General features: G+C 73.2%; 19 protein-coding genes and 1 riboswitch. Of the genes, 11 read left to right on the top strand and 8 right to left on the bottom strand.

The genetic code is table 11. The features are described 5' to 3' along the window. Positions 1–115: 115 nt before the first annotated feature. Positions 116–763, bottom strand: a complete 648-nt coding sequence (locus tag ACV7NM_RS22255; RefSeq protein WP_463411916.1) for a hypothetical protein — start codon at positions 761–763, stop codon at positions 116–118. A gap of 113 nt (positions 764–876) precedes the next feature. On the opposite strand from ACV7NM_RS22255, the gene ACV7NM_RS22250 reads away from it, so the two are divergent. Further along, positions 877–1176, top strand: coding sequence for a hypothetical protein (locus ACV7NM_RS22250; protein ID WP_463411915.1), 300 nt, complete (start codon positions 877–879; stop codon positions 1174–1176). Positions 1177–1308: 132 nt separating this feature from the next. On the opposite strand, the gene ACV7NM_RS22245 is transcribed toward ACV7NM_RS22250, so the two are convergent. Genes ACV7NM_RS22245 through ACV7NM_RS22235 form a run of 3 tightly spaced genes read right to left on the bottom strand, consistent with a single transcriptional unit; the run spans position 1309 to position 4487 of the window. Further along, positions 1309–2391, bottom strand: a complete 1083-nt coding sequence (locus tag ACV7NM_RS22245) for a prenyltransferase/squalene oxidase repeat-containing protein (RefSeq protein ID WP_463411914.1) — start codon at positions 2389–2391, stop codon at positions 1309–1311. Further along, positions 2388–3122 carry a class I SAM-dependent methyltransferase gene (locus ACV7NM_RS22240; RefSeq protein WP_136215595.1) on the bottom strand — a complete coding sequence of 245 codons (735 nt, stop codon included), beginning with the start codon at positions 3120–3122 and terminating at the stop codon, positions 2388–2390. The genes ACV7NM_RS22245 and ACV7NM_RS22240 overlap by 4 nt, the downstream gene beginning before the upstream one ends. 54 nt (positions 3123–3176) lie before the next feature. Continuing rightward, positions 3177–4487 carry a glycosyltransferase family 4 protein gene (locus ACV7NM_RS22235; RefSeq protein WP_463411913.1) on the bottom strand — a complete coding sequence of 437 codons (1311 nt, stop codon included), beginning with the start codon at positions 4485–4487 and terminating at the stop codon, positions 3177–3179. Positions 4488–4714: 227 nt separating this feature from the next. On the opposite strand from ACV7NM_RS22235, the gene ACV7NM_RS22230 reads away from it, so the two are divergent. Then, positions 4715–5338 (top strand): TetR family transcriptional regulator, encoded by a 624-nt coding sequence (locus ACV7NM_RS22230; RefSeq protein ID WP_463411912.1) that lies wholly within the window; start codon positions 4715–4717, stop codon positions 5336–5338. A 503-nt stretch (positions 5339–5841) separates the two neighbouring features. Here ACV7NM_RS22230 and ACV7NM_RS22225 read toward each other — a convergent pair. Then, positions 5842–6075, bottom strand: a complete 234-nt coding sequence (locus tag ACV7NM_RS22225) for a ferredoxin (protein ID WP_463414027.1) — start codon at positions 6073–6075, stop codon at positions 5842–5844. Then, positions 6075–7547, bottom strand: coding sequence for an aldehyde dehydrogenase (locus tag ACV7NM_RS22220; RefSeq protein ID WP_463411911.1), 1473 nt, complete (start codon positions 7545–7547; stop codon positions 6075–6077). The genes ACV7NM_RS22225 and ACV7NM_RS22220 overlap by 1 nt, the downstream gene beginning before the upstream one ends. A 209-nt stretch (positions 7548–7756) precedes the next feature. Between ACV7NM_RS22220 and ACV7NM_RS22215 the strand changes: the two genes are divergently transcribed. The 7 genes from ACV7NM_RS22215 to ACV7NM_RS22185 all read left to right on the top strand — a co-directional run bounded on the left by ACV7NM_RS22215 (position 7757) and on the right by ACV7NM_RS22185 (position 15887). Then, entirely contained in the window at positions 7757–8809 is a 1053-nt protein-coding gene (locus ACV7NM_RS22215) for an MBL fold metallo-hydrolase (protein ID WP_463411910.1), read from the top strand. Between the two features lie 117 nt (positions 8810–8926). Beyond that, positions 8927–9023: riboswitch (cobalamin riboswitch) on the top strand. A 163-nt stretch (positions 9024–9186) separates the two neighbouring features. Further along, positions 9187–10437 (top strand): prenyltransferase/squalene oxidase repeat-containing protein, encoded by a 1251-nt coding sequence (locus tag ACV7NM_RS22210; RefSeq protein WP_463411909.1) that lies wholly within the window; start codon positions 9187–9189, stop codon positions 10435–10437. Beyond that, entirely contained in the window at positions 10437–11084 is a 648-nt protein-coding gene (locus ACV7NM_RS22205) for an SCO2322 family protein (RefSeq protein WP_463411908.1), read from the top strand. Before ACV7NM_RS22210 ends, ACV7NM_RS22205 begins: the two co-directional genes overlap by 1 nt. Continuing rightward, positions 11081–12313, top strand: coding sequence for an energy-coupling factor transporter transmembrane protein EcfT (locus ACV7NM_RS22200; RefSeq protein ID WP_463411907.1), 1233 nt, complete (start codon positions 11081–11083; stop codon positions 12311–12313). The genes ACV7NM_RS22205 and ACV7NM_RS22200 overlap by 4 nt, the downstream gene beginning before the upstream one ends. After that, complete coding sequence (locus tag ACV7NM_RS22195; protein ID WP_463411906.1) at positions 12310–14289, top strand: ABC transporter ATP-binding protein; 1980 nt, start codon at positions 12310–12312, stop codon at positions 14287–14289. The genes ACV7NM_RS22200 and ACV7NM_RS22195 overlap by 4 nt, the downstream gene beginning before the upstream one ends. After that, positions 14286–15092 carry an ECF transporter S component gene (locus tag ACV7NM_RS22190; protein WP_463411905.1) on the top strand — a complete coding sequence of 269 codons (807 nt, stop codon included), beginning with the start codon at positions 14286–14288 and terminating at the stop codon, positions 15090–15092. Before ACV7NM_RS22195 ends, ACV7NM_RS22190 begins: the two co-directional genes overlap by 4 nt. Positions 15093–15482: 390 nt before the next feature. After that, complete coding sequence (locus ACV7NM_RS22185) at positions 15483–15887, top strand: aggregation-promoting factor C-terminal-like domain-containing protein (RefSeq protein WP_463411904.1); 405 nt, start codon at positions 15483–15485, stop codon at positions 15885–15887. Positions 15888–16054: 167 nt separating this feature from the next. On the opposite strand, the gene ACV7NM_RS22180 is transcribed toward ACV7NM_RS22185, so the two are convergent. After that, positions 16055–17224, bottom strand: a complete 1170-nt coding sequence (locus ACV7NM_RS22180; protein WP_463411903.1) for a steroid 3-ketoacyl-CoA thiolase — start codon at positions 17222–17224, stop codon at positions 16055–16057. A 244-nt stretch (positions 17225–17468) separates the two neighbouring features. Between ACV7NM_RS22180 and ACV7NM_RS22175 the strand changes: the two genes are divergently transcribed. Beyond that, entirely contained in the window at positions 17469–18719 is a 1251-nt protein-coding gene (locus ACV7NM_RS22175; protein WP_463411902.1) for a cytochrome P450, read from the top strand. Positions 18720–18878: 159 nt separating this feature from the next. Beyond that, positions 18879–19253 (top strand): DUF6193 family natural product biosynthesis protein, encoded by a 375-nt coding sequence (locus tag ACV7NM_RS22170; RefSeq protein WP_463411901.1) that lies wholly within the window; start codon positions 18879–18881, stop codon positions 19251–19253. Between the two features lie 206 nt (positions 19254–19459). On the opposite strand, the gene ACV7NM_RS22165 is transcribed toward ACV7NM_RS22170, so the two are convergent. Continuing rightward, a complete protein-coding gene (locus tag ACV7NM_RS22165) occupies positions 19460–21502 on the bottom strand; it encodes a bifunctional glycosyltransferase 87/phosphatase PAP2 family protein (RefSeq protein ID WP_463411900.1) in 2043 nt (680 codons plus the stop codon). Positions 21503–21515 lie beyond the last annotated feature (13 nt).

The raw sequence follows: 21515 nt of genomic DNA, 5'->3' as shown, positions 1-21515 counted from the left end.
GACAACCCGGCCCGAGGCCCGTCGCCGATCACGTTCCAGGCCGGACGGCGCGAACGGGACGGGCCGGCCGGGCGCGTGTGCCCGTCCGACCCGTCCGCGGCGCCGCCCGGCGGGCCTAACCCTTCAGTTGGGACAGGCTCGGGACCTGGTCCTCCACGGGGGCGCCGGCGCTCTTGCCCGCGTCCTTCACACCGCCGATGACGTCCTGGAAGGAGGTGATGTCGCCGTCGCTCGCGTCGCCCTTGCGGAGCTTGGAGCCGAGGCCCTTGAGGGATTCGATGCCCGCGGTGAGCGGGGCCACCGCCTTCGACAGCAGCGGGTCGCCCTTGGCGTTCTGGAGGGCCGCCTTGAGCCGGTTGTAGGCGAAGGCGCCCGCCAGACCGGCCTTGACGAGCGCGAACGTACGGCCCTTCGCGCCCTTCTTGAACTTGCCCGCCTTGTACGGCTTGATGATCCACTGGTAGGTCGCCCCGGCCGCGAGACCGGCGTTTGCGACGAAGCGGGTCTTGGCGAACTTCTGTCGCTCGGCGGAAGTGCTGGGCGTCGGCTCGGCCGCGGCGGCCTGCGCGTCGGCGGCCGAGGCGGCCCCCTCGGCTTCGGCGAAGGCGGCCACGGCGACCGAGACGTCGTCGTCCTGGGTTCTCGTGACCGTGCCGGAGCCGCCGCCGGAACCGCAGGCGGTCGCTCCGGCGAGGAGCGCGCAGGACAGCAGGGCCGCCGTCAGCGCGCGGCGGATGCGGGCGGGTGTGAGGGGGTGCGTCACGGTTGCCTCCGGGGACTGAGGTGTCCTCCGCAGCCTGACCCGGGCAGCGCGACTGCGCTACTTGGGGGACCCGTTCGGGGTTTGTCCCGCCGTGCGGCGGCAAGACGAGGGACATGCGGACATACACCAGAGCACCCGCCCGAGGCAGCGGCCTGGGCCGGGCCGTTGCCGTCCTGGCCGACGTGCTGGCTTTCGTGATCGGCCTGTGGATCCTGCTCTACCTGCTGGACGCCAACCGGGGCAACGCGCTCGTCGACTTCGTCCACGACGCCGCGACCTGGCTCGCGAACTGGTCGTACGACCTGTTCACCTTCGACCGCGAATGGGTCCAGGTGGTGGTCGGTTACGGCCTGGCCGCGGTGGTCTACCTCTTCATCGGTCACCTCGTCTCGGGCTGGCTCTACCGCCGCTGAGCCCGAGACCCGCCCCCGGCCGCCGCCACGTCCGAAGTGGCGGCCGCCGGCGTTCCGGCGCCCGGGGCGGGGGAGCCGCAACGCCGGACGGGCCTCGACCGCCCGCCCGGAGCGCGGGACCGGGGCGCTTCGTCAGCCGCAGCAGTCCGGTTCGAGGCCCGGGGGGAGGGAGAGACCGCCGAAGATCTCGCCCGTCGCCTCGTCGCCGCCGAGCGCGGCCACGGCCAGCAGCAGCGAGCCGGCCGTCCAGGTCGTCTGCTCGACCGGCCAGACCGCCTCGTCCCGGAACACGTAGCCCGTCCAGTACATGCCGTTCTCGGCCCGAAGGTGCCCGATCGAGCGCAGGATGTCCAGCGCCCGGTCCGACTCCCCGATGGCCCACAGCGCGAGCGCCAGCTCGCAGGACTCCCCGCCCGTCACCCACGGGTTGGGCAGCACGCACCGCACGCCCAGCCCCGGGACCACGAACTCGTCCCAGCGCCCGTCGATGCGCGCCTTCGCCTCGGCGCCGGTGACGGCGCCCCCGAGCACCGGGTAGTACCAGTCCATCGAGTACCGCGACTTGTCCAGGAACCGCTCCGGGTGCCGCCGTATCGCGTGCCCCAGCGCACCCGCCGCCAGCTCCCAGTCCGGCTGCGGGTCCCCTCGGTGGTCGGCGATGGCCAGCGCGCACCGCAGCGCCTGGTGGATGGAGGAGGAGCCGGTCAGCAGCGCGTCGCCGACGGGCGTGCCGTCCGCCTCCCGCTTCCAGCCGATCTCGCCGCCCGGCTGCTGCAGCGCGAGCACGAACTCCACGGCCGCGTACACCGCCGGCCACATGCGGTCCAGGAACGGGTCGTCGCCCGTGGCGAGGTAGTGGTGCCAGACACCGACCGCTATGTAGGCGACGAAGTTGCTCTCGCGGCTCGCGTCCTGCGGCTCGGCGGTGTCCACGCCGTCGGGCCGGTCGGCGTAGGCCGCGTACCAGGAGCCGTCCTGGTTCTGGTGCCGCGCCAGCCACTCGTACGCCCGCTCCGCGGCCCGGTGCTCCCCGGCCGCGTCCAACGCCATCGCGGCCTCGGTGTGGTCCCACGGGTCCAGGTGGTGGCCGCGGAACCACGGGATGGCGCCGTCGGCGCGCTGCGCCGCGAGGATCCCGGCGACCGTGCCCGCCGCCTGCTCGGCGGTCAGTACGCCGTCCAAGACCAGGTGTTCGGTGCGTCCGGGCGTGCTCACTGCGCCGCGCCGAGGGGCAGGTGGGGCTTGGTCGCGTAGGCGACGAAGCTCTTGCCGATGACCGGGTTGAGGGCCTGCTCGGCGAGCCGCGTGGCCAGCGGCTTCTTCATGATGTCCCAGACCAGGAGCTTGTGGTAGGCCTTCACCGGCAGCGCCTTGTCGTTGTCGACGCCGAACGCGCACTTGAGCCACCAGTAGGGGGAGTGCAGGCCGTGCGCGTGGTGCGTGCCGTACGGCTTGAGTCCCGCGGCTTCCATCTTCCCGAGCAACTCGTCCGCCTTGTAGATGCGGATGTGGCCGCCCTCGACCTCGTGGTAGGCGTCGGACAGCGCCCAGCAGATCTTCTCCGGGCCGTAGCGCGGCACGGTGATCGCGATGCGGCCGCCCGGCTTGAGCACGCGCACCATCTCGGCGAGCACGCCCTTGTCGTCGGGGATGTGCTCCATCACCTCGGAGATGATGACGACGTCGAAGGACTCGTCGGGGAAGGGCAGGGCCAGCGCGTCGCCCTCCATCGCGGTGGCGGTGGCGCCCGCGGGGGCCTCGCCGGCCTCCTTCATGGCGGCGAACCACTTGGCGACCTCGCGGATCTCCTCGCCGTTGCGGTCCACGGCGACCACCTGGGCTCCGCGCCGGTAGCACTCGAAGGCGTGCCGGCCTGCGCCGCAGCCCAGGTCGAGAACGCGGTCGCCGGCGGCGAGCGGGAACCGGGAGAAATCGACGGTCAGCACGGGGTCCTGCCTTCGCGGGTCGCGGGGTGTACGGGGGTGATGGGTGGAACGGTGTCAGCGCGAGCGGCGGGCACGGGCCTGCTCGATGGCGGCCCGGTAGTGGACCACGGTCCCCTCGGCGGCCTTCGCCCAGGTGAACCGGGCCAGGACTCTCTCGCGTCCGGCGGCGCCGAGCCGGGCGCGCAGCCCCTCGTCACCCAGCAACCGGCCCAGCGCGGCGGCCAGGGCGCCCGCGTCGCCGGGCGGCACGGCCAGGCAGGTCTCCCCGTCGGGTCCGGCGACCTCGGGGATCGCCCCGCCGGTCGTGGCGACGAGCGGGGTGCCGGTCGCCATGGCCTCGGCGGCGGGCAGCGAGAAGCCCTCGTACAGGGAGGGCACGCAGGCGACCTGGGCGCCGCGCACCAGGTCCACGAGCTCGGCGTCGGTGATGCCCTTGACGAAACGCACGGCGTCCTGAAGCCCGTACGCCTCGATCGCGCGGGCGACCGGGCCCTTCTCGGCGCGTTTGCCGACGACGACCAGGTGCGCCTCGGGCCGTTCGGTGCGCAGCTTGGCGAGCGCCTCGACGAGGTGCACGAGCCCCTTGAGCGGCACGTCGGCGCTGGAGGTCGTCACGATCCGCCCGGGGACCTCCGCCACCGAGGCGTCGGGCGACCACAGGTCGGTGTCGGCTCCGATGTGTACGACATGGATGCGCTCGTCGCGCACGCCGAGGTGCTCGGCGATCTCCTGCCGGGAGGAACCGGAGACGGTGAGGACGGAGGGCAGGCGGCGGGCGACGCGGCCCTGCATGCGGGTGAAGGCGTACCAACGGCGGACGGACAGGCGCTTCTTGCGGTCCTTGGCGGCGGCCAGGTCCAGCTTCCGGTCGACGGTGATCGGGTGGTGGATGGTGGTGACGAGCGGCGCGCCCAACTCGCCCAACAGGCCGTAGCCGAGGGTCTGGTTGTCGTGGATGACGTCGAAGTCACCGGCGCGGGCGGCGAGGTGGCGCCGGGCCCGCAGGGAGAACGTCAGCGGCTCGGGGAAACCGCCGGTCCACATGGTGGCGACCTCAAGGGCGTCGATCCAGTCCCGGTACTCGTCGCGTGACGGCGTACGGAAGGGGTCGGGGCTGCGGTACAGGTCCAGGCTCGGCAGCTCGGTGAGGGTGGCGCCGGTGTCGAGCACCGGGTAGGGCTGCGCGCCGATCACTTCCACCGAATGGCCCAGCCGCACGAGCTCGCGCGAGAGGTGCCGGACGTAGACGCCCTGGCCACCGCAGAACGGGTTCCCCTTATAAGTGAGGAGTGCGATGCGCAACGGGCGGTCGCCGTCGGCGACGGAACCCGCGAAAGGGCTCGTCACCATGGCCTCTGCGGTCACTCTCGGCCCCCTTCTCCCTGCACTTTCGCCGGAGCGTAACCGCTCGCATAATGTAGAACAAGTTTCAGACTTGATCCGTCGAAGAGCATTGAATCTACCGGCCGGAAACCACACCGTAAGAGGCGGAGCAGGTGATTCACGCCACGGCTCCGGCGGCTGACATGCTGAGGGCGAACCCGACGCGAACAGCCCCCGCCAACGACACGGAACGCCTTGGAACAGGACAGATGACAGTGGAAGCGAAGGCCGTGACCACGCCGGCGTCCCCACCCCTGACGGAACGCCAGGAGGCGCGGCGACGGCGGATTCTGCACGCCAGCGCGCAGCTGGCCGGGCGGGGCGGTTTCGACGCGGTCCAGATGCGCGAGGTCGCGGAGGCGGCGGGCGTGGCGCTGGGCACCCTGTACCGGTACTTCCCCTCCAAGATCCACCTGTTGGTCGCCACCATGCAGGACCAGCTCCAGCACATGCACATGACGCTGCGCAAGCGGCCCCCCGCGGCGCAGGACCCGGCGGCCCGCGTCGCCGAAACCCTCATGCGCGCGTTCCGGGCCCTCCAGCGGGAGCCGCACCTGGCGGACGCGATGGTCCGTGCCCTGACCTTCGCGGACCGCAGCGTGAGCCCGGAGGTGGACACGGTCTCGCGGCTGACGACGGCGATCATCCTGGACGCGATGGGCCTGGAGTCCGCTCCGACGGCGGAACAGCTCTCGGCGGTCCGGGTGATCGAGCACACCTGGCACTCGGCACTGATCACCTGGCTCTCGGGCCGCGCCTCGATCGCCCAAGTGAAGATCGACATCGAGACGGTCTGCCGCCTGATCGACCTGACGGACCCGGAAAGGGCCTGAACCCGCCCCTGTGGGGCTGGGTGTCGGCGGGGCGGTGTCAGGGACGGTATGGGGGTTTCCCGTCAGTCCCATCGTCTCTCCGGGTCGCGCCGGTCCCTCAAGGGCGCTCCTTCGTCGCGTCGCTACGCGATGGCCTTCGGCCACCCTTGGCCGACCGACCCGCCCCGGATCAACGAAGACTGCCGAGAAACCCCCAAAGGAACGGTCACGGGGCGGAGAGGCGCAGGAACGGCCCTCTCAGGGACCGTCAGGGCGCCCCAGGACCAGCCACACCAAGGCCCGGCCCCTTTGCACGCGGATTCCGCACCGGGCAGGCCCAGACCACACCAGAGAGCGCCCCAGACAACGCAAGGGCACACCAGGCGCGTAGCGATCTGTCGCGTGGGCCTGTTCACCGGGGCGCCGCCCTGCCTGCCGTGAGGGGCTGGTGGAGGAGGAAGCCCCCGTGCCATCCCTGATCCCGTCCCACCGGCACCCCGCCCTCCCGAAGGCCCCCGCCCCGCCTACTCCTCCGGCGGGAACACCGCTTCGCCCGTGGTGAGCAGGGTGATGGTGATGGCCTCCACCGGGCAGCCCTCGGCCGCCGTGAGGACCGGCTCGTTGGCGTCCGTCTCCGGTTCGCGGGGGTGTGACTGGCGCGCCGAGTCGAGGGTGAAGCCCGTCGGGGCGTGGTTCACGCACATGCCCGAGCCGATGCAGACGCCCCGGTCCACCTCGATCTGCCAGCGGTCCCCCATCACGCACCGGCCCCGGTTGCCTCGTATCCCGCCGGCAGATGGATCATCTTGTGCTCCAGGTACTCGCTCAGCCCCTCGGGGCCGAACTCCCGCCCCACACCACTGTTCTTGTAGCCGCCGAACGGTCCCAGCATGTCCAGGCTGAAGGTGTTCACGTTGAAGGTGCCGGTGCGGACGGCGCGGGCGAAGTCGAGGCCGTGTTCGACGTCGCCGGTCCAGACGCTGCCGCTGAGGCCGAACTCCGAGTCGTTGGCGACGCGTACCGCCTCGGCCTCGTCCCCGTACGGGATGAGGCAGACGACGGGCCCGAAGATCTCCTCCTGGGCGATCCGCATCGAGTTGTCCACGTCCCCGAACAGGGTGGGCTCCACGTACCAGCCCCGCTCCAGCGCCGCCGGGCGGCCGCCACCGGTGAGGATCTTGGCGCCTTCCTCCTGCCCGATCCGGATGTAGTCCAGCGAGCGCTGCTGCTGCCGGCGGGCCACCAACGGCCCGAGCTGTGTCGCCGGGTCCAACGGGTCTCCGACGACCAGCGCCCCCGCGGCGGCGGCGAGGGCCTCCGCGATCTCCCCGTAGCGGCCGCGCGGTGCGAGGACCCGGGTCTGGGCCACGCAGGCCTGCCCGTTGTTCATCCAGGCGGCGGGGACGATCCCGGCGATGGTCGATTCCAGGTCGGCGTCCGGCAGGATCACGGCGGCGGATTTGCCGCCGAGTTCGAGGGTCACCCGCGTCAGGTTCCTCGCGGCCACCTCCATGACGCGCTTGCCGGCCGCCACCGACCCGGTGAAGGCGACCTTGTCGATTCCGGGGTGGCCGACGAGGTACTCGCTGACCTCCCGGTCGGCGGGCAGGATCGACAGCACGCCCTGCGGCAGGCCGGCCTCCCGCGCGATGTCGGCCAGGATGTAGGAGTCGAGCGGGGACTCCGGCGAGGGCTTGAGGATCACCGCCGACCCGGTGAGCAGCGCGGGCGCGAGTTTGGCCGCGGCCACGAACTGCGGGACGTTCCAGGGGATGACGGCGGCGACGACGCCCACCGGCTCGCGCCGCACGAGGATGGGGCCGAGCGCGCCCTGGCGGTGTTCCTCGTACGGGTAGTCGCGCGCGACGGTGATCGCCGCGTCGTAGACCATCATCGACCCGAGCGCCTGGGCGAGGACGCTCCAGGAGTAGGGGGACCCGTTCTGGGAGCTGATCGAGCGGGCTATCTCCTCGTGCCGGACGGCGATGGCGTCCTTGATCCTGGAGACGACGGCGATCCGCTCCTCCAGGGTCATCCGGGGCCAGGGCCCCTCGTCGAAGGCCTTGCGCGCGGCGGCGACGGCGCGGTCCACGTCCGCGGCGCAGGCGTGCGGGACGCTGCCGATGACCTGCTCGGTGTGGGGTGAGACGACGGAGATGGTGGCCTCGCCCAGCGGATCGGTCCATTCCCCGCCGATGAACAGCTGTCCGTGTTGCACGAGCTCGGTCATGGCAAGGCCTCCTGCGGCTACGGCTACCAGCGGGCTGGGCGTCCCGGAACTGATACCAGTTCTAGTTCCAGGAGTCCACGGCTCGGACGTGATCGTCGGGAGCGGGACGTCCGCCGGGGGGCGCGGAGCCGACGACTAGTCAGAACCGTTCCACAGATGGTGGACTGGGGCGACCAATGCAACACGTTCTCGTTCACCTGGGAGCCCGCATGACACCCCTCGCCCCACCTCAGGTCACCGACCACGGCGGAGGCGTGTGGGGCATCAAGGTCCCCATCCCCGACAACCCGCTCGGGCACACCCTCGTCCACGTCCTCGACACCGACCGCGGACCGGTCCTGATCGACACCGGCTGGGACGACCCCGACTCCTGGGACACCCTCGTGGCCGGGCTCGCCGCGCTCGGCATCGCCGTCACCGACCTCCACGGCGTCGTCATCACCCACCACCACCCCGACCACCACGGCCTGTCGGGGCGGGTCCGGGACGTGTCGGGCGCCTGGATCGCCATGCACGCCGCCGACACCGAGGTCGTCGTACGGACCCGCTCCGCCGAACCGGGCGTCTGGTACGACTACATGAGCGAGAAGCTGGCCGGCGCCGGCGCCCCCGAGGAACACATCGCCCCGCTGCGGGCGGCCCGGGCGGGCGGCCGGACGCGGACCCTGCCCGGGCTGCGGGCCGCCGTCCCCGACCGGGAGATCGTCCCCGGCGAGTTGCTGCCCCTGGCCGGACGCGCGCTGCGCGCGATCTGGACCCCCGGCCACACCCCCGGCCACGTCTGCCTGCACCTGGAGGAGGCCCACCCGGACAACCTCCCGGGCAACGGCCGTCTCTTCTCCGGCGACCACCTCCTGCCCGGCATCTCCCCGCACATCGGGCTCTACGAGGACCCGCAGGACGAGCGGGTCACCGACCCCCTCGGCGACTACCTCGCCTCCCTCGAACGCGTCGGCCGGCTGCGCCCGGCCGAGGTGCTCCCCGCGCACCAGCACCCCTTCACCGACGCCCCGGCCCGGGTGCGCGAGCTGCTGGCCCACCACGAGGAGCGGCTGGCCGGGCTGTGGGAGCTGCTCGCGAGGCCGTTGACCCCGTGGGCGCTGGCCGAGCGGATGGAGTGGAACCGGCCCTGGGAGCAGATCCCCTACGGCTCCCGGAACATCGCCGTCTCCGAAGCGGAAGCGCACCTGCGCCGCCTGGTGAAGCAGGGCCGCGCGGAGGCGGTACCGGGCACGGACCCGGTGACGTACCGGGCCGTGTGACGCGCGGGGTGGCGGGCCGGGTGTAGCGGGTGTGACGCGCGCGCCGGACGAGGCGTAAGGGGCACTCCCGGCCGGCGCCCCCCGCAGGGGCCACCCGGTGCGCCCGTTCGGGGCCGGTACAGTAAGGCCGTCGTCCACACTTCCGTGCGGGGGGAAGCCGGTGCGAATCCGGCGCTGACCCGCAACCGTGACCCGCACCCGGCGCCCCTCCCGGCGCCGCCGGCGGGGAGCCGGGATGCCCCGTCGGGAGTGCGCGGCTCGTGCCGCCGGGTCCCCGGCGGCCGGCACCGTCGAGGTATACGGAGCCGGAGCCCGGTACCGCGTGTGCTCGCGTGGGCCTGCCTCCGCTCCCCAGCACGAGAGGCACCCGCCCCGCCATGAACGTCCGCCGCAGCGCCGCCGCGCTCGCCGCCTCCGCCGTGCTCTGCGCGGGCGCCGCCCCCGCGGCCCTCGCCGCCCCCTCCCCCTCCCCGGCGCCGGTCGTCCCCTCCGGGCTGTTCGGTCAGGCCGACCCCACCTACGACGGTGTGTGGCGCCAGTCGTTCGCGCTGCTCGCCCAGGACACGATCGGCTTGAACCCCTCCCCGCAGGCCGTGGCCTGGCTCGCCGGCCAGCAGTGCGCCGACGGCGGTTTCGCCTCCTTCCGCGCGGACGCGACGAAGCCGTGCGACCCGGCGACGCCGCTGGACACGAACGCCACCGCCGTGGCCCTACAGGCCCTCAAGGCGCTCGGCGGTCACGACGCGGCGGTCGAGAAGGGCGTGGACTGGCTCAAGTCCGTCCAGAACGAGGACGGCGGCTGGGCGTACGTCCCGGGCTCCCCGAGCGAGGCGAGTTCCACCTCCGTCGTCATCAGCGCGCTCGCCGTGGCGGGCCAGAAGCCGGCCGACGTCAAGTCCAAGGCGGGCAAGTCCGCGTACGACGGCCTGCTCTCCTTCCGGCTGGGCTGCGCCGCCGAGCCGGCCTCCGACCGGGGCGCGTTCGGCTACCAGCCGACCGACGGCAAGCTCCCCGCCAACGCCGACGCGACGGCCGCCGCGACCCTGGCCGGCCTCGGCAAGGGAGCGGTCGTCGCCCCCGCCGGCGCCGACACCCCCGCGACCGCGCCGGCCTGCCCGGCGGGCGCCGACGACCCCGCCACCGGCGACCCGGCGGCCGCCGCCCAGGGCGCGGCCGGATACCTGGCCGAGGCCCTGAAGAAGGACGGCCACCTCACCGCCGCCACCCCCGGCGCCGACCAGCCCACCCCCGACACCGGCAACACGGCCGACGCCGTCATCGCCCTCGCCGCGGCCGGCCACAAGCAGTCGGCGGCCGGCGCGCTGGAGTGGCTCAAGGCCAACTCGGCGCAGTGGGCCAAGGGCAACCCGGCCGCCCTCGCCACCCTGGTCCTCACCGCGCACGCCACGGGCACCGACCCGCGCGCCTTCGGCGGTACCGACCTGGTGGCGGCGCTGAACGCGACGGGCCCGGCCGCGCAGACCCCGGCGACGGGCGGCATGACGAAGGCCGACAGCAAGGACGGCTCCGGCAACGGCGCCCTCGGCTGGATCATCGGCGCGGGCGCCGCCGCCGGCATCGGCATCGGCTTCCTGCTGAGCGGCCGCCGGAAGAAGAACCAGGCCTGATGCGCAGGCTGCCCGCTTACGCCGTCGCTCTCGGCGTCCTCCTCACCCTCCTCGCCGCATCGCCCGCCTTGGCATCGGCATCGAGCTACCGCTACTGGTCGTTCTGGGACGGCGGCGCCAAGGGCCCCTGGGCCTACGCCACCCAGGGCACGGCGGCCCGCCCGGCGGACGGGACCGTCCAGGGCTTCCGCTTCGCGGTGAGCAAGGACGCCGGGGACAAGGCGTCCCGGCCGCGTACGGACGCCGACTTCGCGGCGCTCTGCGCGGGCACCCCGGCGGTGGACGGCAAGAAGCGGGTTGCCCTGGTCATCGACTTCGGTCTCCCCGAGGACTCGCCCTCCGGCGAGGCGCCGCCGCAGGCCGGCCCGCGCACCGCCTGCGCGCAGGTCGCCCCGGACGCCACCACCGCCGAGGCACTGGCCTCGGTGGCGAAGCCGCTGCGCTACAACAGCGCCGCGCTGCTGTGCGCGATCTCCGGCTACCCGAAGCTGGGTTGCGGCGAGCCGCTCGCCGACGGCGCGCACCAGGAGCCGAAGACCGCCCCGGTCAAGGACGGCGGCCCCTCCGCGGGACTGCTCGCGGGCATCGCGGCGGTAGCCGTCCTCGCGGTGGCCGCCGTCCTGCGGTCCCGCCGCCGCTCCCGATGACCCCGGGCCGCCGGGTCCCGGCCACGGCGACCACGCACGCCGCCGCACCCGACCACGCGACCCCGGCCCGGGGCGGCGCGGTCGCGGCCGGTCGGGGGTCGCGGGCGGCGACGTACGAAAGGAAGGGGTTGCGCGGAGCCCCCGAGGCGCGTCGCGGCAACGCCCTGCACGCGGGGGCCTGGTGGGTGTGGGCGCTCGGGCTCGCCACCGCCGCCTCGCGGACCACCAACCCGCTCCTGCTCGGGCTGATCGTCGCCGTCGCCGGTTACGTCGTCGCCGCCCGCCGCACCGCCGCGCCCTGGGCCCGTTCGTACGGCGCGTTCCTGCGGCTGGGCCTCGTCGTCATCGGCCTGCGCCTGGTCTTCTCGACCCTTCTCGGCTCACCCGTCCCCGGCGCGCACACCCTCCTCACGCTGCCCGAGATCGCCCTGCCCGCGTGGGCGCAGGGCATCCGCCTCGGCGGCCGGGTCAGCGCCGAACAGTTGGTCTTCGCCTTCTACGACGGCGCGAAGCTGGCCACCCTGCTCGTGTGCGTCGGGGCCGCGAACGCGCTGGCGAACCCGGCCCGGCTGCTCAAGTCGCTGCCCGCCGCCCTGTACGAGGCGGGTGTTGCCGTGGTCGTCGCGATGACCTTCGCGCCGAACATGGTGGCCGACGTGGCCCGCCTGCGCACCGCCCGCCGGCTGCGCGGGCGCCCCACGGGCGGGGTGAAGGCCGTCCTCCAGATCGGTCTGCCGGTCCTGGAGGGCGCCCTGGAACGCTCGGTGGCGGTGGCCGCCTCGATGGACGCGCGCGGCTACGGCCGCACCGCGCAGGTCCCGCCCGCCGTCCGCCGCACCACGAGCGCCCTCACCCTGGGCGGGCTGCTCGGCATCTGCGCCGGTACGTACGGGCTGCTCGCGGCGGAGGGCGCCGTGTTCGGCCTGCCCCTCCTCTTCCTGGGGCTCGCCCTGGCCCTGGCCGGGCTGCGCCTGGGCGGGCGGCGCAGCGTCCGCACCCGGTACCGGCCCGACCGGTGGGGCGGCCGGGCCTGGTTGGTCGCCGGGTCGGGGGCGGCGGTGGCGGCCCTGCTCTCCTACGCCGGGACGCTGGACCCGGAAGGCCTGCGCCCCGGAGTGGTGCCGCTGGTCGCCCCGGCTCTGCCTCTGTGGCCCGCGGCGGCGATCCTCATCGGCCTGCTCCCCGCCTTCGTGGCACCCGTACCGCCCAAGGAGGCGTCGTCGCTGTGATCCGGTTCGAGCAGGTGTCGGTGACGTACGAGGGAGCGACGGCCCCTGCCCTTCGGGACGCGGACTTCACCGTGCCGGAGGGGGAACTGACGTTGCTGGTCGGCCCGTCGGGGGTCGGCAAGTCGACCCTGCTGGGGGCCGTCTCGGGGCTGGTGCCGCACTTCACGGGCGGCCGGCTGCGGGGCCGGGTCACCGTAGCGGGCCGGGACACGCGCACGCACCGGCCGCGGGAGCTCGCGGACGTGGTGGGCACGGTCGGTCAGGACCCGTCGGCCCACTTCGTGACGGACGTGGTGGAGGATGAGCTGGCCTACGGGATGGAGTCCCTGGGGCTGCCGGCGGCGGTGATGCGCCGCCGGGTCGAGGAGACGCTGGACCTGCTGGGCCTCAACGAGCTACGGGACCGCCCCCTGGCCACGTTGTCCGGTGGCCAGCGGCAGCGGGTCGCGATCGGCTCGGTGCTGACCACGCACCCGCGGGTGCTGGTGCTGGACGAGCCGACGTCCGCGCTGGACCCCGCGGCGGCGGAGGAGGTGCTGGCGGTCCTCCAACGACTGGTGCACGACCTCGGCACCACCGTGCTGATGGCGGAGCACCGGCTGGAGCGGGTGGTGCAGTACGCCGACCGCCTGCTGTTGCTGGCCGCCCCGGGCGCGGCCCCCGTCCTCGGCACCCCGGCCGAGATCATGGCCGTCTCCCCGGTCCACCCCCCGGTCGTCTCCCTCGGCCGCCTGGCGGGCTGGTCCCCCCTCCCCCTCTCGATCCGCGACGCCCGCCGTCTCGCCACCCCCCTCAAAGCCCGCCTGACAACGCCACCACCCCCGCCCAACCCGCCCAATCCAGCACCGCCGGCGTTCGAGCCGCGGGGCGCGGGGCGGAGCCCCGATCTCCCGACCCCGCCGGCCTGCCCCGCCTCCCCGGCACCTCCAGCCCTACCGACCCCTTCGGCACCCCTAACCCCGCCGGCCGGTGACGCCGGTTTTTCAGCCCTACCGACCCCTTCGGCACCCCCGACCCCGCCGGCCCGTGACGCCGGTTTTCCAGCCCCGCGGGCGTTTGAGGCTCGGGGCGCGGGGCGGAGCCCCGCACGGCCCGGCGCAGCCGGGGCCGCTCGCGCGACGGCGCCGCACGCCTCCCTCTGGGCCCGCCTCCGCCGACGCGACCCCGCCCGGCCCCCCACCACGAAACCGGCGGAGCAAGCGGCGGAGCAACCGGCCCGCGTCACCGCCCTCTCCCTCCGCCGCGCCCGCGCCGAGATCCTCCACGGCATCAATCTCACCGTCGCACCCGGCGAGACCATCGCCCTCATGGGCCGCAACGGCGCCGGCAAGTCCACCCTCCTCGCCACCCTCGCCGGCACCCTCGCCCCCACCACCGGCGAGGTGCTCGTCGGCGGCCTCGCCCCCCACCGCACGCCGCCCCCCGAGATGATCCGCCGCGTCGCGCTGGTCCCGCAGGACACCCGCGACCTCCTCTACGCCGACACGGTCGCCGCCGAGTGCGCCGCCGCCGACGCCGACGCCGGCGCCGCCCCCGGCACCTGCCGCGCCCTGGTCACCTCCCTCCTCCCCGGTGTCCCCGACGACACCCACCCCCGCGACCTGTCCGAGGGCCAGCGCCTGGCCCTGGCCCTCGCCCTGGTCCTGACCGGCGAACCGGCCCTGCTGTTGCTCGACGAGCCCACCCGCGGCCTCGACTACGCCGCCAAGGCCCGCCTCGTCGAGCTCCTGCGCGCCCTCGCCCGAGACGGCCACGCCATCATCTTGGCCACCCACGACGTGGAGCTCGCCGCCGAGCTGGCCCACCGCGTGGTGATCCTGGCCGGCGGCGAGATCGTCGCGGACGGTCCGACCGCCGAGGTGGTCGTCTCCTCGCCCGCCTTCGCCCCACAGGTGGCCAAGGTCCTGGCACCGGGCCACTGGCTCACCGTGTCCCAGGTCGCCGCCGCCCTGTCCCGGGAGGGCCGCCCCGCATGATCCCCGCCCGCCCCCTGCGCATCGGCCCGCGCGCCGCCGCCGCGCTGGTCCTCGTCACCCTCATCGGCATCGCCGCCTTCGGCTGGCCCCTGCTCGCCGACGGCCGTTCCGGTCTCTCCCACTCCCAGGACGCCCCCTGGCTCTTCGCGGCGCTCCTGCCGCTCCTCGTGGCGGTGGTCGTCGCGACGATCGCCGATCAGGGGATGGACTCCAAGGCCGTCGCCATGTTGGGCGTGCTTGCCGCGGTGGGGGCCGCGCTCAGACCGCTGGGCGCCGGTACGGCCGGCCTGGAGCCCATGTTCTTCCTGATGGTGCTCAGCGGGCGCGTCCTCGGTCCGGGCTTCGGCTTCGTCCTCGGCTCGGTCACGATGTTCGCGTCGGCACTGCTCACGGGTGGTGTGGGGCCGTGGATGCCGTTCCAGATGCTGGCGCTGGGCTGGTTCTCGCTGGGCGCCGGGCTGCTGCCCGGTCCCGGGCGGATACGCGGCCGGTCCGAGCTGTGGATGCTCGCCGCCTATGGGTTCGTCGGGTCGTTCGCGTACGGCACGGTCATGAACCTTCAGGGCTGGGTGCTCCTCCAGGGCATGGGTCAGGGGGTGTCCTTCCACCCCGGGGACCCGGTGCCCGCGAACCTGACCCGTTTCCTCGCGTACTGCCTCGCCACGTCGGTCGGCTGGGACCTGGGCCGGGCCGTCCTGACGGTCGTACTGACCCTCTCGCTCGGCGGGACCCTGTTGAAGGCTCTCCGCCGGGCGACGCGGAAAGCGGCGTTCGATGTCCCGATTTGCTTCGATATGCGTTGAAAGTGGTCGCGAACACACCCTATTTCGTTGCACGCACCGTCACTCTGCGTGAGATTCGGCCTTTGTCGGGGTGAGGCGGCCCACAGGACCCACGTCACATACGGCGGTCTTTAGTAGCCTTTGGGGGTCCTTTCCCGACCCACCCAAACCCACCTCGACCTGCGCGGATACCCCTTCCGGCTGAGGGAGGCCGGAGGGTGGCCGCTATGAAAGTGCCTAGTAACAGGGGTCGTTGCCAGGGCGGCTCGGACCTGGCTAACTGGGTGATGTCGCCAGGGCGGCAGGGGTCTTCGCCCCCCGCCCGACGAACCCCTCTCCTTCGCGTGAGTGGCTCACGCGTGCTTCGGCATGCACCGCGACCGCCCTTGTCCCCTTCGGAAGGTTCCCTCCGTGTCCAACGCTGTCATCCGTCGCATCGCCGCCTCGAAGAAGGCCCTCGCGGGTTCCGTCCTCGCCCTGGGCGTCGCCGGTTCCATGCTCGCCACGGTCCCCGCCCAGGCGGCCCCGATGGACGCCAAGACCATCGCGCGCCAGATGATCAAGGACCCGGCGCAGTTCGCTGCCTTCAATCAGATCGTTTCCCGTGAGAGTGGCTGGGACCACACCGCCACGAACGCCTCTTCCGGCGCGTACGGCCTGGTCCAGGCCCTGCCGGCCTCGAAGATGGCGTCCGCGGGCTCCGACTGGAAGACGAACCCGGCCACCCAGATCAAGTGGGGCCTGGACTACATGAACTCCCGCTACGGCAGCCCCGTAGGCGCCTGGAACTTCTGGCAGTCGCACCACTGGTACTAAGCCACCAGTGGCAGCAGACGCCGCATGACGCACCCGAGTGCGTGCGAAGGCCCCGGTGGCCGGCCTCCCCAGGCCGGCCACCGGGGCCTTCGACTTTCCCCATCCCATTGGGTTTCAGTGGCCGCGCGGCGCCGCCGCCCGTCGCGGCGGACCGGACGCGCGCGCCGTCACAGCCGCTGGATGATCGTGCCGGTCGCCAGCGCGCCACCCGCGCACATGGTGATCAGCGCGAACTCCTTGTCCCGCCGTTCCAGCTCGTGCAGCGCGGTGGTGATCAGCCGGGCGCCGGTGGCGCCGACGGGGTGGCCGATCGCGATGCCCCCGCCGTTGACGTTGACCTTCTCCAGGTCCTGTTCGAAGACCCGGGCCCAGCTGAGGACGACCGACGCGAACGCCTCGTTGATCTCCACGAGATCGATGTCCCCCAGGGACATCCCGGCCTTGCCGAGGACGGCCCGCGTCGCGTCGATCGGCCCGTCCAGGTGGTAGTGCGGGTCCGCGCCGACCAGGGTCTGGGCGACGATCCTGGCCCGCGGCTTGAGTTTGAGTGCGCGGGCCATCTTGCGCGAGGCCCACATCACGGCGGCGGCGCCGTCGGAAATCTGCGAGGAGTTCCCGGCGGTGTGCACGGCGGTCGGCATGACCGGCTTCAGCCGCGCCAGCGCCTCCATGGAGGTGTCCCGCAGCCCCTCGTCCCGGTCGACCAGACGCCACATCCCCTGTCCGGCCGCCTGCTCCGCCTCCGTGGTCGGCACCTGCACGGCGAAGGTCTCGCGCTTGAAGCGCTCCTCGGCCCAGGCGGTGGCGGCCCGCTCCTGGGACAGCAGGCCGAGCCGGTCGACGTCCTCTCGGGTCAGGCCCCGGCGGCGGGCGATCCGCTCGGCGGCCTCGAACTGGTTGGGCAGGTCGACGTTCCACTCGTCGGGGAAGGGCTTGCCGGGGCCGTGCTTGGAGCCCGAGCCGAGGGGGACGCGGCTCATGGCCTCGACGCCACAGGCGATGCCGATGTCCATGACCCCGCCGGAGATCATGTTGGCGACCATGTGGTTGGCCTGCTGCGAACTGCCGCACTGGCAGTCGACGGTGGTGGCCGCCGTCTCGTACGGCAGGCCCATGGCCAGCCAGGCGTTGCGGGCCGGGTTCATCGACTGCTCGCCGGCGTGGGTGACGGTGCCGCCGACGATCTGCTCGACGCAGTCGGGCTGGATCGCGGTCCGGGCCAGCAGTTCGCGGTACGTCTCGCCGAGCAGGTAGGCGGGGTGGAGGTTGGCGAGCGCGCCCCCGCGCTTTCCGATGGGGGTGCGTACGGCTTCGACGATGACGGGTTCCGCGGCCATGAGCTCGTCCTCTCCTGCACGGTGCCGGCGCGGCGGGCCGTCCCGGCGCCCCGCCCGAACTAGTACGCGTTCTACTTCTCTGCGCAGTCTTATGACCCGGGGGCCCGGCACGCAAGGGTCTTGCACGCGGCTTACACGGATTCCACACGCAACAGCCGGCGCCGCGACCCTTGTCACTTCTAGAACTCGTTACTACCTTCGAGCCATCTCTGATGCACCATCAGATCGATTCTGGAGTCGCCCGATGTCGTGTCCCGCGCTGCCCGAAGGCTTCGACGCCACCGACCCCGACCTCCTCCACGACCGGGTCCCCTTCCCGGAGTTCGCGCGGCTCAGGCAGACGGCACCCGTGTGGTGGTGCGCCCAGCGGCGGGGCGTGACCGGTTTCGACGACGAGGGGTACTGGGCGGTCACCCGGCACGCGGACGTCAAGTACGTCTCCACGCACCCCGAGCTGTTCTCCTCGACGCTCAACACGGCGATCATCCGCTTCAACGAACACATCCCGCGCGATGCCATTGATGCACAGCGCCTCATCATGCTGAACATGGACCCGCCGGAACACACGCGCGTGCGCCAGATCGTGCAGCGCGGCTTCACTCCCCGGGCGATCCGCGGCCTGGAGCAGGCCCTGCGCGAGAGGGCGCGGACGATCGTCGAGGAGGCGCTCTCCGCCTCCGCCGACGGCAGCTTCGATTTCGTCACCCAGGTCGCCTGCGAACTGCCCCTCCAGGCGATCGCCGAACTGATCGGCGTGCCGCAGGAGGACCGCTCCCGCATCTTCGACTGGTCGAACAAGATGATCGCCTACGACGACCCGGAGTACGCGATCACCGAGGAGGTCGGCGCCAACGCGGCGATGGAACTCATCGGCTACGCCATGAACCTGTCCGCCGCGCGCAAGGAGTGCCCGGCGAAGGACATCGTGACGCAGCTCGTGGCCGCCGAGGGGCAGGGCAACCTGGGCTCCGACGAGTTCGGCTTTTTCGTGCTGCTGCTGGCGGTCGCGGGCAACGAGACCACGCGCAACGCCATCAGCCACGGCATGCACGCCTTCCTCACCCACCCCGAGCAGTGGGAGCTGTACAAGGCGACCCGCCCCTCGACGACGGCGGAGGAGATCGTGCGCTGGGCCACGCCGGTGGTGTCCTTCCAGCGCACCGCGACCCAGGACACCGAACTCGGCGGCCAGAAGATCAAAGCGGGCGACCGCGTGGGGCTGTTCTACTCCTCCGCCAACCACGACCCCGAGGTGTTCGAGAACCCGGACGTCTTCGACATCACCCGCGACCCCAACCCCCACCTGGGGTTCGGCGGCGGCGGACCGCACTTCTGCCTCGGCAAGTCCCTCGCCGTCATGGAGATCGACCTCATCTTCAACGCGCTCGCCGATTCCCTGCCCGACCTGCGCCTCGCCGGGCCGGGTCCGCGACGGCTGCGCGCGGCCTGGCTCAACGGCATCAAGGAGCTCCGGGTCAGTCACGGACGCGGCTGACCGCGCGCGGCTGACCCGTGATCCAGGGCGGCAGGGGCCGCTCCCGCCCACGCCCCGGCCCCTGCCGTCCGCTGGTCTCGCGCCTGCCTGCCACTGCTCTACCGGTTCGTGACCCGCCGAACCGTTGTCCTGGCGGCGCCGGGGCAGCACACTGCGCGGATGAACCTTCAGGAGGAACGCGGGGCCGCCGACGCGGTGGAAGCCCGCTGGCAGCGGATGCCCTTGACGTGGCGGTTGGTACGGGACCGGGCCGAGTCCAAGACGCTGAGTCAGGGCGTCCTGTCGCTGCTGGAGGCGGCCTCCGCCGAGCCGCGGCTGCGCCGGCTGTACCCGTTCACCAAGCAGTGGACGCTGTGGTTCAGCTCCCGTACGAGCCCCCCGTTCAACGTCGACGTGCCGACGGCCGAGCCGCTGCCCGACGGCCGGTTCCGGGTGCGCGGCCCGCGTGCGGGGCAGGTGGTCGGGGAGACCGACACCGCCGAGGCCGCGATCGCGCTGGTGGTGGCGCATCTCCCGGCGGACGGGCGGCAGTAGGGCGTCCCGAGTGGCGGGGCGGCGGCGCGGACCCGGCGCGGACCCCTTCCGGGCGGACGCGGCGATACGGGGAAGGGGTGCCGGAGCGGGCTCGATCCCCGCTCCGGCACCCCTTCGGCCTGCGCGCCGCCGCCTTGCCCCGGACGGCCCTCGGCCTGCGCGCCGCCGCGTGACCCCGCCGCGCGCCGCGGCGGGAACGCGGGGCGTCAGGCGCTGGTGCGCTCCCCGGACGGGCTCGCGCTGCTCACCCGCTCCGGCGTGCGCGGGCGCGGCATCGTCAGGCTGACGTCGGCCGGCGCCGACGCGCCGCGCGGCCCGGAGAGCACGTAGACCAGCCCGAACCCGGCTGTGACGACCAGGGCCCCACCGACCGCGTCGAGCACCCAGTGGTTGGCGGTGGCGACGATCGCACACACCGTGATCAGCGGGTGCAGCGCCCCCAGCAGCTTCTGCCAGGTCTTGGGCGCGAGCACGATGATGACGATCCCGCACCACAGCGACCAGCCGAAGTGCAGCGAGGGCATCGCCGCGTACTGGTTCGAGATGGCGGTCATGGCCCCGTACTGGGGGTGCGCCAGGTCCTGCGCCCCGTGCACGGTGTCGACGAACCCGAGGTCGGGCATCAGGCGCGGCGGCGCGAGCGGGAACAACCAGAAGCCGATGAGCGCGAGGACGGTGGCCAGGCCCAGGGAGGCGCGCGCCCAGCGGTAGTCGCCGGGACGGCGCCAGTACAGGACGGCCAGGATGGTCAGGGGGACCACGAAGTGGAAGGAGGTGTAGTAGAAGTTGAAGAACGCCTTCACCGGGGGCGCGTTCACGACGGCGTGGTTCACTGCGTGCTCGATGTCGATGCCGAGCGCCTTCTCCACGCCGTGGATGAGGCTGCCGTTGCTCTCGGCGAGGCTGCGGCTGGTGGGCGCCGCTGCTCGGATGTGCGAGTAGAGCGAGTACCCCACCCGTATCAGCAGCAGCTCCAGCAACAGGTTGGGGCGCGACAGTACGCGCCTCCAGAACGGCATCAGGGGCACGCGCGACCAGCGGGCGGCGGAGGGGCGGCCGTACGCCGTCGGGACGGGCTCGCGCCAGTACGGGGACGACCGCGGCAGGAACGGTACGGCGCAGGCCGCGGCCAGCGCGGTCAGCAGCAGCACGTTGTCGCGTACGGGGGCCAGCGCGGCCAGGTTCGGCAGCAGCACGTCCGCGGAGAGGGTCATGGCCAGCACCACGGCCACCGGCCACACGGTGCGGTCGGCGGCCCGCTTGCCGACCTTGCCCGCGACCGCGAGCAGGACCCACAGCAGTTGGTGGCGCCAGCCGGCCGGTGAGACGGCGACGGCCACGCATCCGGTGATGGCGACGGCGAGCAGCAGTTGTCCGTCACGGGCGTAGCGCGCCGCGCGGCGCAGGCCGGTCCACAGGACCGCGGCGGCCAGGGCGATGTAGAGGACGATCTCGCCGGGGCCGCTCAGGCCGAGCCTCAGCAGGGCGCCGTGCAGGGACTGGTTGGCGAGGCTGTCGGGCGCTCCGCCGAGGCCGGTGCCCGCGATGTCGTGCACCCAGTACGTCCACGAGTCGCGCGGCAGGGACGCCCAGGAGATCGCGGTGGCGCCGGCGAAGGTCACGGCGGCGGTCCTGGCGCCGGCGCGGCGGCCGGTGAGCCACAACAGCGGGGCGAACAGCAACAGCCCGGGCTGTAGCCCGGCGGCGAGGCCGACGAGGAACCCGGCGGGGCGCTCGGCCGGCACCCGGAACACGGCGAGCAGCACCAGCAGGACCGGCAGCACCGCGGTCTGCCCCGGCGAGGCGGCCTCGCGCACGGGCAGCGAGACCATCATCAGCGCGACCAGCACGGGCGCGGCCGGCAGCGCGGTGCGGCGCGGCACGGGGTCGGGCAGCGCCCGGGCGGCCACCAGTCCGATCGCGGCGACGAAGAGGAGGGTGACGCAGGTCCACGCCACCTCCAACGAGGGCGCGGCGAAGCCGACGAACGGCTTGAGTACCAACCCCGCGAAGGGCGTGCCCGTGAACTGGCCGGACCCGCTGTCGTAGAGCGAGCCGGGCAGGCTGCCGGGGAGGTGGAAGGCGCTGAGCCATTCCCCGGGTGGGACGCGCAGTACGACGGCGGCCTGTCTGACGGCGAGCACCGCCGCCAGCGCCCACAGCAGCAGACGCGCCGCCCCGGGCCTTCCGCCATCGCCTATGACCCCGGCATGTCCCGGTCCACCACTGTGCTCCGCCGCGTTAGCCACGCCTCGCCGGCCT

Source organism: Streptomyces sp. Tek67B01 (assembly GCF_055231995.1).
This window is presented reverse-complemented; position numbering and strand designations above follow the sequence as displayed.